13 protein-coding genes are annotated in these 13441 nt (G+C 47.5%); 10 read left to right on the top strand and 3 right to left on the bottom strand.

What is annotated here, in order from left to right; translation table 11 throughout:
• Positions 1 to 280 precede the first annotated feature (280 nt).
• From MCG46_RS18280 to MCG46_RS18245, 8 genes are all read left to right on the top strand, one after another.
• The gene (locus MCG46_RS18280) at positions 281 to 1690 is read left to right on the top strand and encodes a 6-phospho-beta-glucosidase (protein ID WP_240281245.1); all 1410 of its coding nucleotides are present in this window, start codon (positions 281 to 283) and stop codon (positions 1688 to 1690) included.
• A gap of 31 nt (positions 1691 to 1721) precedes the next feature.
• A complete protein-coding gene (locus MCG46_RS18275) occupies positions 1722 to 3083 on the top strand; it encodes an MATE family efflux transporter (protein ID WP_240281244.1) in 1362 nt (453 codons plus the stop codon).
• Positions 3080 to 3544, top strand: coding sequence for a DUF3284 domain-containing protein (locus MCG46_RS18270; RefSeq protein WP_240281243.1), 465 nt, complete (start codon positions 3080 to 3082; stop codon positions 3542 to 3544). The genes MCG46_RS18275 and MCG46_RS18270 overlap by 4 nt, the downstream gene beginning before the upstream one ends.
• A gap of 196 nt (positions 3545 to 3740) precedes the next feature.
• On the top strand, positions 3741 to 5018 hold the full coding sequence (locus MCG46_RS18265; protein WP_240281242.1) for a PTS sugar transporter subunit IIC: 1278 nt from the start codon (positions 3741 to 3743) through the stop codon (positions 5016 to 5018).
• Positions 5019 to 5033: 15 nt separating this feature from the next.
• Entirely contained in the window at positions 5034 to 5336 is a 303-nt protein-coding gene (locus tag MCG46_RS18260) for a PTS sugar transporter subunit IIB (protein ID WP_020225959.1), read from the top strand.
• A gap of 26 nt (positions 5337 to 5362) precedes the next feature.
• Entirely contained in the window at positions 5363 to 5680 is a 318-nt protein-coding gene (locus tag MCG46_RS18255) for a PTS lactose/cellobiose transporter subunit IIA (protein ID WP_020225960.1), read from the top strand.
• The gene (locus MCG46_RS18250; protein ID WP_240281241.1) at positions 5677 to 5925 is read left to right on the top strand and encodes a hypothetical protein; all 249 of its coding nucleotides are present in this window, start codon (positions 5677 to 5679) and stop codon (positions 5923 to 5925) included. The genes MCG46_RS18255 and MCG46_RS18250 overlap by 4 nt, the downstream gene beginning before the upstream one ends.
• A gap of 184 nt (positions 5926 to 6109) precedes the next feature.
• Complete coding sequence (locus tag MCG46_RS18245) at positions 6110 to 8131, top strand: FAD-dependent oxidoreductase (RefSeq protein ID WP_240281240.1); 2022 nt, start codon at positions 6110 to 6112, stop codon at positions 8129 to 8131.
• An 89-nt stretch (positions 8132 to 8220) separates the two neighbouring features.
• On the opposite strand, the gene MCG46_RS18240 is transcribed toward MCG46_RS18245, so the two are convergent.
• Positions 8221 to 9618: a S41 family peptidase gene (locus MCG46_RS18240; protein WP_240281239.1), complete on the bottom strand. Its 1398-nt coding sequence runs from the start codon at positions 9616 to 9618 to the stop codon at positions 8221 to 8223.
• Between the two features lie 275 nt (positions 9619 to 9893).
• Between MCG46_RS18240 and MCG46_RS18235 the strand changes: the two genes are divergently transcribed.
• Entirely contained in the window at positions 9894 to 11063 is a 1170-nt protein-coding gene (locus MCG46_RS18235; protein ID WP_240281238.1) for an AAA family ATPase, read from the top strand.
• Complete coding sequence (locus tag MCG46_RS18230; protein WP_240281237.1) at positions 11056 to 11700, top strand: RloB domain-containing protein; 645 nt, start codon at positions 11056 to 11058, stop codon at positions 11698 to 11700. Before MCG46_RS18235 ends, MCG46_RS18230 begins: the two co-directional genes overlap by 8 nt.
• Before the next feature lie 120 nt (positions 11701 to 11820).
• On the opposite strand, the gene MCG46_RS18225 is transcribed toward MCG46_RS18230, so the two are convergent.
• Together MCG46_RS18225 and MCG46_RS18220 are read right to left on the bottom strand one after the other, a co-directional pair.
• Entirely contained in the window at positions 11821 to 13017 is a 1197-nt protein-coding gene (locus MCG46_RS18225; RefSeq protein WP_154240328.1) for an FtsW/RodA/SpoVE family cell cycle protein, read from the bottom strand.
• Positions 13014 to 13439: a GNAT family N-acetyltransferase gene (locus MCG46_RS18220; protein ID WP_240281236.1), complete on the bottom strand. Its 426-nt coding sequence runs from the start codon at positions 13437 to 13439 to the stop codon at positions 13014 to 13016. Before MCG46_RS18220 ends, MCG46_RS18225 begins: the two co-directional genes overlap by 4 nt.
• Positions 13440 to 13441 lie beyond the last annotated feature (2 nt).

The following is a 13441-nucleotide window of genomic DNA, read 5'->3' as shown; positions in this document are numbered from 1 at the left end:
TTGAGTGTTGAAAATCATTCGGATGAATAGATGAAGTCAAGCCAGATCTAAATGGGCAGGATTTCCGGTGATTCCGGTTGCCGCGACTGAGGCAAAATCGTGTTTGTGAGCCGGCAGGCAAAACGAGTATGCTGAGGATGAAGAAAATCCCGTATTTCTTTCTTCAGTGAAGAGCGGCTTGAATCGGACTCTGCCTGAGATGGGGCCTTTATCTGTCGGATGTCAGGCGCTCTTCATCCAGAATTAAGCTGCAGAGTCAGCGGGGAAGGAGTCAAAAAGAATGAAAACACCGAAAGGGTTCCTCTGGGGCGGAGCTTCGGCAGCCAATCAATTTGAAGGGGCTTATTTGGAAGACGGCAAGGGGCTGAGCGTGGCAGACTGCTTTACGGCAGGTTCGCGCTCTCAGCGCCGTGAGTACACCGATGGGGTCGAGGAAGGAAAATACTATCCCTCGCACATTGCGACGGATTTCTATCATCATTGGAAAGAAGATGTCAAACTGTTTGCGGAAATGGGCTATAAAGCTTTCCGAACCTCCATTGCATGGAGCCGGATTTATCCGCATGGCGATGATGAACAGCCCAATGAAGCCGGACTGCGCTTCTATGATGAACTCTTTGACGAACTGCTGCGCTATGGGATTGAGCCGGTGATCACATTGACGCACTATGAGGTTCCTTACGCTTTAGTCCAGAAATACAATTCCTTTGCCGACCGGCGCTGCGTTGATTTTTTTGAACGCTACTGCCGTACGGTTTTCAGCCGGTATAAGGGCAAGGTTAAAATCTGGATGACCTTCAATGAGATTAACACGATGATGCATGGCGGTGAACAACAGACCGGCGTACGGATTCCGGAAGGCGCTGATCGGGATCAGGTGCTGCTTCAGGTAGCGCATCATCTGCTTTTAGCCAGTGCCAAAGCGGTTAAGCTGGGGCATGAAATCGATCCGGAGAACAAAATTGGCTGCATGGTCTGCAATCCTTTGTTTTATCCGGAAACCTGTAAGCCTGAGGATCAGATTCAGGCGATGAAGGACAACGATGACATGTTCTATTTCAGTGATACACAGGTGCGCGGTTATTATTCCAACAAGGCGAAGAAACGATGGGAACGCCGCGGCGTCGAGCTGGTCATGGAACCGGAGGATGCGCAGATCTTACGTGCGGGCTGCGTGGATTTCGTCGGCTTCAGCTATTATATGTCAGGTGTTTCCTCAACCCGGCCTGTTGAAAAAGTCCAGGGCAATATGATGCGGATGGTTAAAAATCCATATCTGCAGGAAAGTGAATGGGGCTGGGGAATTGATCCGTACGGACTGCGGTTTGCCCTCAATCAGTTTTACGACCGTTATCAAATTCCGGTGTTCTGCGTGGAAAATGGCTTTGGCGCAGAGGATGTGGTCAGTGCCGACGGTCAGGTTCATGATCCCTATCGAATTGATTATTATCGTCAAAACATTCGGGAACTGCTCAAAGCGATCCATGAAGATGGGGTTGAGGTTATGGGCTATACCGCCTGGGGCTGCATTGATTTCATCAGTGCGGGCAGCGGAGAAATGAAAAAACGCTACGGCATGATCTATGTCGACCGCGATAATGAAGGTCAGGGTACGCTGAAACGAATTAAAAAAGACAGCTTTGACTGGTACCGCAAGGTAATCGCCAGTGAGGGTGAAGATCTGAGCTAGCGAAAAAAGAAAGCAGAGAGGAAAGAAGCGGATGGCTAAAAAAGAACTGGATCTGCTGCGGGACAAGCCGTCCTCGGCAATCCTGAAATTTGCGGTGCCGATGCTGATCGGCGCGTTGTTTCAACAAGCATACAGTCTGGTTGACACCATCGTTGTCGGCAATTTTATCAACAGTGATGCGCTTGCGGCGGTGGGGACCAGCGGAGTTATGATGAACATCGTGACGATGGCTGGCATGGGTCTGGCGGTGGGCACCTCAGTGGTTACGGCCCAATATTTTGGTGCCCAGAAACTGAAAGAAGTCAAAACGGCAATTCATACGTCGCTGATCGTGTTTGTAGCGCTGGGCCTGGCGGGCGGTATGCTGGGGTTATTGATCATGAATCCAATGCTGCAGCTGATGAACACCCCGGCTGAAATGATGCCGTATGCTTTGTCTTATCTGGGTGTGATCTTTATCGGTGTCGTGTTTGTCATGCTTTACAACATGTTCAATCAGGTGTCGATTGCATTGGGAGATTCCAAAACACCGATGCTGATGCTGCTGATCGCCAGTGCCATCAACGTGGTGCTCGATCTGGTGTTTACGCTGGGCCTGCATTGGGGTACGGCTGGGGTTGCGGCGGCGACTGTCTTGGGTCAGGGATTTGCCGCCTTGTCCTGCTGGCGGCTGATTCAGAAACGTCTGGATCAGATGAAAACCGAACCTCCGGCTTGGTTTGATAAGCAGATGTTCAAATCGATCTGTGCGATCGGTCTGCCTGCGGTAGCCCAAAATGCGATCTCGGCCTCCGGGATGCTGGCGGTGCAAAGTCTTCTGAACAGCTTCGGCAGTGTGACGGTTGCGGCCTATACCGCCGCGAATAAGGTCGATGGCATCGCAATGTCGCCGATGGTTTCGCTCGGGACGGCAATTTCGACCTATGCCGCGCAGAACATCGGAGCGCAGCAGTATGATCGGATCAAAACCGGGCTGCGCTTCACCGTATTCTTTGCCTTCATCTGCTGCTTAGTCACAGGCGTGCTGATCTATGGGGCTTCGGATGCGATTCTTGGCTTATTTGTCAGCAGCGGGGCCAGTCGGGAACTGTTCGACATCGGTGCGGAATATCTGCATGTCGCGGTCTTCAGTTACTTCGTCATGGCCGTCATGTTTATTTTAACCGGTGTTCTTAAAGGCGCGGGGGATGCCAAACTGGTGTTTCTCTGCTCCATTACCGATCTTCTGATGCGGGCGGGCTTCGCCTATGCCCTAGTTGGCATCTTAGGCCGCTATGCTTTATGGCTGAGTTATCCGTTTGGCTGGTTCTGTTCCATCGTGATCGCCTGGCCGCGCTATCTGTCTGGGAAATGGAAGAAAAACAAAATTGTTGCGGAAGGAGCGGCATCATGAAAAATACATTTCATCTGAAAGTCAAAGGCGCAGAAATCTTTGATTACTTCATCGCGGTCTTGCTTCAGGATGTTTTAGCTTATACCGGACGGACGGTTACGCCCGCACAGCTGAAAGTAGGTTTCACGTATCAGAAAAATATTTCCAACAATCCGAAAAAGCCGCGGATCGCCTCGGTACGGCTGACAGAGTACAGTTATCCACATCATTACGCTGTTGTTTACACACGTGAAAATCTGCGGAGAACCGCCGTGTATGATGTGATCGAGGAAGCCCGCGGCTGCCGTTTCATCATGACCCAGCAGACGGAAAAGCAGGTGCGGGGGGAGGACGGCAAACTTGTGTGGAAGGTGATAGATCCTGCCGACAAGGAAAAACAACCGTCGCTGATGATGCGTTTGCGGATGATGGCCGCAGCCCGGCAGATCCGCCGCACCGTGAAAAGGCCGGCGCTGGTCTGAGCGAAGCCATCACAGTCCTTCAAAATAAGTGTGCTGCTTTGCGGGGCAACGCCTGCCGCCTAGGCGGCAAACCTTAAATTGCGGCGCACCGTCACTCCCGCTATACTGAAGTCAAGAATACGGGAGAAAGGATGGAGGTGCTGACATTTCAAATGTTTTTTGAGAAACTCATGGATCTTGAGGAAAGGGGAAGCTCATGAATAATTTCTTAGACAAACTCGATCATGCTTTATCACCGATCGCTGATGTACTCTCCAACAACAAATTTCTCCGTTCGATTGCCAATGGTCTGATCTGCCTGATGCCGCTGACGATGGTCGCTGCGATATTCAGTATTTTGGAGGCTTTGCCGAAAGTCGCGTCGTTTTTGCCGCAATGGAGCGAAGCCGTGGATGCGGCCTTGCTTGTTCCCTACAATGTCATCTTTGGCTTAATGGCGCTGATTGTTTCGTTCACGGTCGCGTATCAGCATTCTAAAAACTATGAAGATTCCGACAGCATGATGAACGGATTGCTTTCACTGCTGTGCTTCGTGCTGATGGCGTCGACCTATGAAAACATGGCCTTCTCCGCTCAGTATTTCGGTTATGCCGGAATCTTTGCGGCGGTGCTGACCGCGCTGGTTTCCGTTGAGCTTTATCATTTCTTAGTGAAACACAACCTGCGCATCCGCATGCCGGACTCCGTTCCGCCGCTTGTCAGCAAGTCGTTTGAAGCGCTGATCCCACTGATGATTCTGGTTGCGGTGTTCTATGGCGGCAACTGCCTGATTGTCAGTCTGAGCGGCAATTCCATTCCAGCCTTAATTCAATCGCTGGTCACGCCGGCGATCCAAGGTTCCGATTCGATCTGGTACCAGGCTGTTCTGCACTTCTTAATGCAGCTGTTCTTCTGGCTGGGAATGCATGGCTGGGCGATTACGGCCGGTTTCTCGATGCCGATTTCCAATGCGCTGTTGGCGGAACAGTCGGCGGCGTATGCTTCCGGAACAGCGATTGCCGATCTGCCGTACTTCACGACCGGCGGCGTCAACATGTGCAACGTCTTTTACTTCATCCCGCTGATCCTGATGTTTGCCTGTAAAGCCAAGCGCAACAAGGCAATTGGGCGGATGACTTTTATTCCAACTTTGTTCAACATTTCTGAACCGATGACCTTCGGTATTCCCATCGTCTTGAATCCAATTCTTGGTATTCCGTTTATTTTGTACCAGCCGATCATCGTTTCGATCAACATGGCAGCCGTCAAATATGGTTTCATGAACCGCTCTGCGATGTCCGGAATCGCTGCTTTGCCGCAGCCATTCTCAACCTTTGTTGCCTGTTATGGAGACTTCCGTGTATTTCTGGTCTTTGCGGTGATGTTGATTGTGGCGATCGCAATCTGGTACCCGTTCTTAATGATCTGGGATCGAAAATGTCTGCGTGAGGAACAGGAAGCGATGGCTTTGGGTGAGATTGAAAACGCAGCTTAAAGAAAGAGGAACTTTATGAAAATAATACGTTTGTTCTGTGCCAACGGTTTTACGACGGAAATGATGACCAAAAAAATGCAGCAGGCGGCGGACAAGCTCGGTCTGGAGTATGAGATCAAGGCGTTTCCGTATGCCAAAGTCCGGGATGAAGGACCGAAAGCGGACGTCATCTTATTGGGACCGCAGATTCGGTACAATTTGAAACATGTCCAACAGGATTATCCGAATACCCCGGTGATTCTGATGGATATGCGCTTATACGCCGCCATGGATGGCGAAGCGATGATTAAACAAGTTCAGGCCCTTTTGGAAGCGTAAAAGCGTCTGCGGAAGGAGGAAAACGAATGGAACAGGGATTGGCAAAGGTCAGCTGTGAAATTATCGCTAAAGTAGGAACCGCCAAAGGTTTGTTTGTGGAAGCGATTGAATTGGCTGCGGCGGGACAGCTGGAAAACGCCCGCGCTCATCTGGCAGAGGGTGAACAGATCTTTAATCAAGGACATCAGGCACATGGAGAGCTTTTGTCGCAATTTGCAGCTGGGACTGAGGTTCATGTCGACCTCCTTCTTGTCCATGCCGAATGTCAGATGATGAGTGCTGAAGATTTTAAAGTCATTGCCGAGGAAGTCATCGGTATTTTAGAAAGCCGGGCAAACGCATGAAGATCAATGTGGAAACCGGCAAGCGTGCGGCGATGGACGCCATCATTGAGGCTTTGCAGCAGCCGCCGTTAAACGCAGTTTACTGCGGGAAGGACAAAAATAATCCGATTGCGCTGGTGTTTGAGGTACAGGCGCAGGATACGCAGGCTGTGATTCATCAGGCTGAAAAAATGATCAAAGCCCGTTTGGGCAAATCGGTTGCGTTTCGTGTCGTCCCGCACGGAAGTCTGCTTTATTACGGGTAAGTGTAAGGAAAGATGAATGGAAACCTCCCTCCGTTCATCTTTTCAAAAGAGCGGGTTCAGGCAGAATCAAAGCGATTTGGCAGAATCTTAAGCCCGCTGCCTAATTTAAGGATCATGATGATTCTCACTGCGCGCTGTTTTCTGCGAAAACAGCTGTGCATCAAAAAAAGAAAGAAGGAGCGTTATGCAAACTCATTTTCCAGAATTATTCACACCGCTGCGGGTGCGCGGCATTATGTTTCCCAACCGGATATTCCTTTCTCCGCAGGGGCATTCGCCGAAGCATCGTCATCCCTCTTCCTATGATTCTCTCTACGATGCCGGGATGTTGTTCTTTGACAAATCCCAGGGCGGCTTTGGCGGCTGTACGATTGCCACAGGGCCGGTTCAGGCTGACGGTCGTTATGAAAAATATGCCCGCGATCAAATCCGTGAGCTGATGTCGATGGCTACGCAGACCGGGGCTAAGGTCGCTGCCGGGGTGATGCCGTTTGCTTTCCATCCGGATAAAATTCCGCCGATCACCGACATTGAGCCCAACTATGCGAAGATCGAGGGCGGTACGCCGAAAGGTCAGCCAAGCAGCGGCAACCAGCCGATGCTGCCGAATTATCGAGCTTCCAAAGGCATGTGGGATGGCTATCCGTGTGAAGAGATGCCGGAAGCCATGATCCTGGAATCCATCGAAACAGCCTGCCGCAGCGCTAAGGCCGCCCGTGAATTTGGCTTTGATTACGTCGAGGTCGGCGGCTTTGCCCATGGCAGTGCAATCGCTTCGTTTCTGTCAGCGAAGGAAAATCACCGAATGGATAAGTTTGGCGGGTCCATGGAGAATCGCTGCCGATATCCGCTGATGTTATTGCGGGCAGTACGGGAAGCGATCGGCGAGGACATGCCGATGGCCATCACGATTTCCAGTCAGCTGTATGATCAGCGCAGTGCCGATCTGTCGCATACGGAAGAGGAAATGATGGAATTTCTGAAACGGGCGCAGGGAATTCTGGATCTGGTTATCATCTCTTCCGGTATGGATACGACCAACCTGTGGAATGAAAATGTCTTTCATTGCGGAACGATTTTCCAGAAGAAAGATTTTACCGTTGAATTCTCAAAGCGGATGAAAAAGGAAGCACCGCAGCTGATCGCGATTCCCCGCGGCGGCATTAACACGGTGCAGCTGGCGGAAGAAGTGCTGGCTGAGGGCTGGGGCGATGCGGTCTGCGTCGGCCGTTCCTTTGTGGCCGATCCCAACTGGCCGAAGAAAGCAATGGAAGGCCGGGAAGAGGATATTGTACCGTGTCTACGCTGTGATTATTGCTATCACAGTGCGACAGATCACATGAATTTGTTCTGTTCCGTCAATCCGCGGCTGTTCCGGGAACGGCGGGTACCGCAGGAAATCACTCCGGCTAAAAATATGAAAAAGGTCGTTGTCATTGGGGGCGGACCGGGCGGATGCAAGGCGGCGCTGACTGCGGCAGAGCGCGGACATGAGGTCATCCTGATTGAAAAAAGCGATGCGGTCGGCGGACAGCTGAAGCACGCCCCGTTCGATAATCATAAGGAAGATCTCGATAATTATAAGAAATATCTTCAGGTGCAGATTGCCAAGTCCAAGGTACAGGTGATGTTCAACACCATCGCAACCCCGGAAATGGTGAAAGCGATGAATCCGGACGCCCTGGTGATTGCGGTTGGGGCAGAACCGGTTCTGCCGCGCATCCCGGGGATTGAAAAGGCACAGGAGGCAACGTCGCTCTACACGCACATGGAAGAAATTGGACAGCGCGTCGCGATCATCGGCGGCGGTACCATCGGTGCGGAAATGGCGTTGACGTTAGCGGAAAAAGGGCATGATGTAACCGTTATTGAGATGAATGACGAATTGGCTGCCCAAGGGCATTTCTTCTACAAGATCGGACTGAAGCATGCGATTCTTGATGTAAAGGAAAATTTTCATACCCTGTTAAAGACCCGTTGTCTGGAAGTGCTGGATACGGATGTGAAAGTTGTCGATGACAAGGGGCAGGAACAGATCGTAAATGCGGATACGGTGATCTATGCTGTGGGCATGAAGTCTAAGCGTGAAGAAGCGCTGGCCTTCTACGGCATTACTCCGCAGACAGCCTTGATCGGTGACTGCAAACGCGTCGGCCGTGTTATGGAGGCTACCCATGACGGATATTTCTTTGCGATGAGTTTGTAGCAAAGCCTGAAAACAAAGTCAGAAAAAAATCGCTGTGGCGGGAAGAGCGGAGCTGCGCTGAACTTCCTATCCGGCGATTTTTTGATTTGTTATTCCTTTTGCACCGGCTGGGAATCATGCAGGAAAGCTAACGCGGCTTCCAGCACCGTGTCGATGCCCTGTTTTAAATCATCGACATTCTGTTCAACGAGTTTGTCAGGCTCGATCCCTTTTCCATAGAGAGACTGCCCATCGTAGTCGAGCGAATTTCGTGTGGTGAAGGCGAAAGAGAAACCGAGGTCTTCCAAAATGACATCATAACGAAGTCCGCAGGAACCGGCGGTGGGTGTGCCGATCAAGGTGAACTTATTCAACGAAGAAGCCAGCAGAGCTAGACTTTCCGCGGCGGACATCGTGTTGTAATCGGTTAATAAAACAAGCTGATCAGAGGGAATTGTTGGAATCTCAGCACTGCGGAAAAGGGTTTTTAAGTCAAGGATTTCCGGTTTGGAATAATCGAAAGAACGCTGTGGAAAAGTAGCCGAGTGATTGCCAAAGCTTTCCGGACTTTCAGCCAGCTCAAAGGTCGCGAAGTTCTCAATTTCATCGTAGAAAGCCGATAACAGCTGAAAGGCTCCAATGTCGTTGCCGCCGCGATTCCCGCGGATATCCAGGATGAACTTTCGAGCACTTCCAATCTTGGGCAGAACTTCTGTAAAATAAGAGCCACTAATATCACTCATCTGTCGGATACGCATGTAAACGATCTGATTTTCAAGAATCAGAACGTCATAATCCGAAGCCTGACGAATTACTTCGGTAACATAATTTCCAAGTTCAGGCTGATCGTAGGTTTCGATAATCCGTCGCCCGCCGGAAACATAGACTTCCTCTGTTGTCCGTTCTTGATTGTCAGGGGTTTTCCAGGTCAGCAGAATTTTTTCTCCTTTGCGGTTGTAAGTGAAACGTTCCAGCATTCGATTTTGCTTGAGCCGGTAGGATTCTGCGGCAACCAACGGTGCCATGTTTTCTTCCAGATAAGTCTGCGGCGTCTGATCCTGGATTTGAATCAACTCTGAACCCAGGGGAATCTGAGACGTTTCACTGACGCCGGTGACGATATAACGTCCATCCAGATATTGCAGCTCATAGCTCAGATAGCCAAAGGAATTCAACATCGCTGTATTATAGCCGAAATGATTATGCGCATCACCGGTCACCGCAGTTAATCTTTCTAACAGCGTGCAGTAATCGTAGACATCAATGGATTCTGCGGCCTGCATGATGATCTCGGCTAGCATTTCTGAATAAGGGAAATCCGGCTGTTGATGCCAAAAAGTAGAGTGGGCGCTGATTTCAGTATAGGCGTCGATCAGAGGCTTGATCCGCTGCTGCGCGCTGAGGTATTCCGCGACTGGCGCTTCATTGGTGCTTAGGGGTGTCACCGCACAGGACGCCAGAAAGAAGAGCGGAAGCAAAAGCGTGATTTTACGCAAAATTGATTTCATGAAATTCACCTTGGATTTCTATCTATAATTATCAATATCATAACATAAGTGGCAGGTGTGAAGTGAATGAAAAAGAAAGGTCGTTTATCGGTTTTGAAATTTTGTGTAAGATTTGCCTGCAAATTAATAATGAAAGTGAAAAATAAGATTTTCAAACAATAAAAATAGGAACGTTTTCGTATAAATATAATGTATAAAACAATAATATGGTTTATTTGGGTTGAAAGTGGTATACTTTGATTGTGGTTAGCAAGCTGAAAATGGAGGGATGGAAAATGCTAATTCGATACCGGTTCAATAACTTTTGTTCGTTTTGGGGCAATACTGAGTTCTCACTTGAAGCGGCAAAAGGCAAAGTTAAAAATCGATTTCCAGATAATTATGTAACTCATTCCTGTGACTGCAACTGTTTGAAAACGGCGATTATTGTCGGAGAAAATGCAGGTGGAAAATCGAACTTTATAAACAGTTTAAAGTATTTAAAGTCTTTATTTTCGGATAACAGCGAGGTGTTTTCTCTTCCAGCATATATCAATACCGCCAGCGTTTTAGCACAAAAAACACCTAACCAGGAGTTTGAATTAGAAATTCTCGCAGAAAACAGTCGGATTTATCATTATATATTAATCATTGATCAATCCGGCATTGTTGAAGAAAAACTTTACTCAAGAAATAAAATGAAGGCTGCAGATAATCTTTGTTTTTCAGCCTGCCGAACAAAAGAGAACGATTATGCAATTACGGGCGAACTACTTAACATTGCAGCACGATTTTCAAAACTCAATGTAGGTTTAGGTTTATTTATTACAAAGCTTGCCATAGTTGGCAATGAACATGCAATGCAAGTGACTCAATGGGTAAACCAATCTCTATACATCGCTTCTTTAACGGATAATGAATTGGAAATGAGGAAAGTTCAAACAGATTTAAAAATCTTAAAGGATGATCGATATTTAGATATATTAAGGATGGTTGATTCTAGTATTCTGGCTATTGACTTAGATGAAGAAATGCCATACAGCAAAACGATAATTATTCGTAAAAACGAGGAAAATGTTCTTATGAAACGAGAATTATCCATGGATTCAGCAGGTGTACGAGAATTCTTTGCTTGGGCCGTTCAGATTTTTCGGGTCGTCTATGAAAATAAGATTATTTTCGCAGATGAAATGGACCGAGTGTTCAATCCCATTCTTTCCGATCGTGTTATTGCGTATATCCATGGAAAAAAACATCATGGGCAATTTATTTTTACAACCCATAATATTCTGCATTTAAATCTGACAACATTTATGAAGGAACAGATTTACTTTGTTTCTAAAGACAAAAATTCATTGATTTCTGAGTTGTATGCTTTGTCAGATTTTCCGGAAGTTCGCTATGAAACGACTAAAATTTATGAGTTTTATATGAAAGGTATACTTGGAGGGACTTCTGATGAGTAGACCCATGAGAAAGCTACGAAAGAAATTTGTTATTTTTTGTGAAGGAGATACTGAATTTCACTACATGGATCAAATGAGAAAAAATCAAGGAGACGAGATTTCACTGCAGCCTATTAATATGAGAGGCGGAGGCTATGCTAGTTTTCTCAATGAGATCCGCACCCGGGCGAATACCAATTGTATTGCGAAATTTATTATTGTGGACGCTGATAGGATCAGCCGTAATAAGGGTGAAAAAAACGGATTCTTAGAGTTGATGAATTATTGTCGATTACAAAATCAAAAACGAGCCGTTCCGCATTTTCTAATAGTAAATAATCCAGATTTCGAATTTATTGCTTGTTTGCATAATAGAGATTATCGAGGTCAAAGTACAAATGATTATATCGTTAATCAATTTGGTTTTAAGAATTTGATACAGTTTAAGAACAATGCAGATATTTATTATTATTTAAACAGTAAAAATAACAGTTATCTTGTCATGTTGGATCAAATACGCAAAGGTCCTAAAATTATTAAAAATAATTATGTAATCAATAAGAAAATGTTTGAAATAGAAATTAAGAACACAGAGTTAGACTTAAGTGCACAAAGAGGTAGTAATTTAGAAGAATTTTATGATGTCATAAATTGGTAGTTTTTGCCTTATCCTGTCTTCTGAAAATAAATTTAAAAGCAGTGATAGTGATCACAATGGAAGTTGATCTTATCGCTGCTTTTTATGTTTACAAAATTAAAATTTCTGTTTATTCGGAGTCTAATGCATCAGCCGGCTCTTAGTTTCCGAGCTCATCTGGAAGACAATGGCCAGCGGGATCATGTAGGACAGCATACTCGATCCGCCATAGGAAATAAACGGCAGCGTGATCCCGGTGATCGGGAACAGACCGGTGATCATGCCCATGTTGACCAGCTGCTGGAACAATAACATTCCGATCATGCCGGCAACCATATACCGTTCTCTTGGCTGATCATATTTCGTCGCGATACTGATCAATTTCAGATCAAAGGTTGTCAGCAGAGCGACCACGGAGGTCGTGCCGAGAAATCCGAAGTTCTGACCGATAACGGAGAAAATAAAGTCCGTCTGTGGTTCTGGGAAACGGATCAGCACTTCGCGGAAACCATGGCCGGTCAAGCCGGAAGAGCCGATTGTCAGCAGCGAAGTATAAAGCTGATTGCCCCAGGTATTGATGTATTTCTCCGTTTCCAGCCAACCGTAGATACGGCGCATTTTATACCCTCCGCCTAAGATGGAGGACAGAACATTCGGATAAAATTTAAACATCAGGATCAAGCCGCCGAAGCCGATTATCAGACACGCAGCACCCAGCCAAACCCATTCCCGGCGCACTCCGGACACAGCCAGCATGACTAGAATACTGACGATGATGACTAACGGAATACCGGTATCCGGTTCTAAGAAAATTAAAATCAGCGGCGGAACGGAAATTTTTCCAACCTTCCAGAATAACTGAAAGTCGCTGGCAAAAGACATCTCAGTTTTGCCCAGATTGTGCTCATGGATAATGTTGGCAACCATGATGATCAGAACAATTTTCATAAACTCACTAGGCTGGAAGGTACCCAGGCCAGGGATCTGATACCACGCTGTCGTTCCATTAACAGGTCGAATGAAGCGATCCGGCAGATCAATTAAATATTTATCCACCAGCAGGATGGCCAGCAGAACCATCAAAATCCAGTAAAAGATCTTAACGCCGGTAAATAACCGATCACTACCAAATCGTGTCAGAAACGCCAGCATCAGAAATCCGATCGCATACCACATGCCTTGCTTGGCCCACAGATAGGTGCCCTGCAGCCGGGTCGCCATGATCGGATCCGCGCAATAGATTGCCAGTAAGGACACACAGGTCATGGCCAGAAGCAGAAACATCAAGGTCCGGTCGATATGAAACTTCTTATGGATGCGTTCCGGCTGTTGGCTCATAGCGCTTTCTCCATCGTTACATGCTTGATGCCGGCCTCATAAAAGGGCTCGGACACGGTTGTATAGCCCAGCGACGCATAAAAGCCTTCAACCTGCGCTTGGGCGTGAACGACGATCTTCTTGAATTTTGCCAGATGCGGATCTTTCTCTACATCTTGCATCATCAAAGCTCCGATATGCTGCATGCGGTAAGGCTTTAGGACAGCTACGCGTCCCAGATGAATTTCTTCTCCGAAATCCAATCCCCGGCAGCAGGCAATCGCTTCGCCGTCCTCATTTTCCACCAGCCAGTGCAGGGCGGTGTCGTCGTCTTGATCCTGTTCAATATGCAGGTCAACTTGTTGTTCTATAACAAAGACTTCAGTCCGGATTCTGACAATCCGAAAGAAATCAGCCTGTGTTTCAGCAAACTTGGTTTTCATGA

The sequence above is a fragment of the Holdemania massiliensis genome (genome assembly GCF_022440805.1).
GTDB lineage: Bacteria > Bacillota_I > Bacilli_A > Erysipelotrichales > Erysipelotrichaceae > Holdemania > Holdemania massiliensis_A.
This window is presented reverse-complemented; position numbering and strand designations above follow the sequence as displayed.

What these genes read in the sequence shown, in the direction of transcription:
- MCG46_RS18280 (WP_240281245.1), top strand. Translation starts at nt 281, where the DNA reads ATGAAAACACCGAAAGGGTTCCTCTGGGGCGGAGCTTCGGCAGCCAAT.
- MCG46_RS18235 (WP_240281238.1), top strand. Translation starts at nt 9,894, where the DNA reads ATGCTAATTCGATACCGGTTCAATAACTTTTGTTCGTTTTGGGGCAAT.
- MCG46_RS18275 (WP_240281244.1), top strand. Translation starts at nt 1,722, where the DNA reads ATGGCTAAAAAAGAACTGGATCTGCTGCGGGACAAGCCGTCCTCGGCA.
- MCG46_RS18265 (WP_240281242.1), top strand. Translation starts at nt 3,741, where the DNA reads ATGAATAATTTCTTAGACAAACTCGATCATGCTTTATCACCGATCGCT.
- MCG46_RS18220 (WP_240281236.1), bottom strand. Translation starts at nt 13,439, where the DNA reads ATGAAAACCAAGTTTGCTGAAACACAGGCTGATTTCTTTCGGATTGTC.
- MCG46_RS18255 (WP_020225960.1), top strand. Translation starts at nt 5,363, where the DNA reads ATGGAACAGGGATTGGCAAAGGTCAGCTGTGAAATTATCGCTAAAGTA.
- MCG46_RS18225 (WP_154240328.1), bottom strand. Translation starts at nt 13,017, where the DNA reads ATGAGCCAACAGCCGGAACGCATCCATAAGAAGTTTCATATCGACCGG.
- MCG46_RS18270 (WP_240281243.1), top strand. Translation starts at nt 3,080, where the DNA reads ATGAAAAATACATTTCATCTGAAAGTCAAAGGCGCAGAAATCTTTGAT.
- MCG46_RS18230 (WP_240281237.1), top strand. Translation starts at nt 11,056, where the DNA reads ATGAGTAGACCCATGAGAAAGCTACGAAAGAAATTTGTTATTTTTTGT.
- MCG46_RS18250 (WP_240281241.1), top strand. Translation starts at nt 5,677, where the DNA reads ATGAAGATCAATGTGGAAACCGGCAAGCGTGCGGCGATGGACGCCATC.
- MCG46_RS18260 (WP_020225959.1), top strand. Translation starts at nt 5,034, where the DNA reads ATGAAAATAATACGTTTGTTCTGTGCCAACGGTTTTACGACGGAAATG.
- MCG46_RS18245 (WP_240281240.1), top strand. Translation starts at nt 6,110, where the DNA reads ATGCAAACTCATTTTCCAGAATTATTCACACCGCTGCGGGTGCGCGGC.
- MCG46_RS18240 (WP_240281239.1), bottom strand. Translation starts at nt 9,618, where the DNA reads ATGAAATCAATTTTGCGTAAAATCACGCTTTTGCTTCCGCTCTTCTTT.